General features: G+C 66.9%; 1 pseudogene. It reads left to right on the top strand.

Features of this window, described 5'->3' with window-relative positions:
* Positions 1–534: pseudogene (locus tag DM995_RS19275) on the top strand (chemotaxis protein CheA); the annotation flags it as partial.

Genomic DNA, 534 nt, shown 5'->3' with positions numbered 1-534 from the left:
CGTCTCGTCGCAGCCCGCACCGGCAGCGCCTGCCGCGCCGGTTTCGCAATCGGTGCGCATCGATCTGCGCAAGCTCGATCAGCTGATCGACACTGTCGGCGAGATGATGATCGCGCAGGCCATGCTCGGCCAGCAGATGTCGACCCATGGCATGCGCAACAGCAGCGAGCTCGCCATGCTCGAATCGCTGACCCGCGACGTGCAGGAACGCGCCATGGCGATCCGCGCCCAGCCGATCAGCACCGTGTTCAGCCGCGTGCCGCGCCTGCTGCGCGACCTGCAGGCGAGCACCGGCAAGAACATCAACCTGGAAGTCTCGGGCGAGACGACCGAAATCGACAAGACGATCATCGAGCGTCTGGGCGATCCGCTGACCCACCTGATCCGCAACGCCGCCGACCATGGCATCGAGGACGCCGCCACGCGGACCGCGAACGGCAAGAGCCCCGACGGCACGCTCAAGCTCTCGGCCGAACAGCGTTCGGGCCGCATCCTCATCCGCATCGAGGATGACGGTCGCGGCATCGATCAGGC

It is taken from the genome of Blastomonas sp. UPD001 (genome assembly GCF_003426715.1).
GTDB lineage: Bacteria > Pseudomonadota > Alphaproteobacteria > Sphingomonadales > Sphingomonadaceae > Blastomonas.
This window is presented reverse-complemented; position numbering and strand designations above follow the sequence as displayed.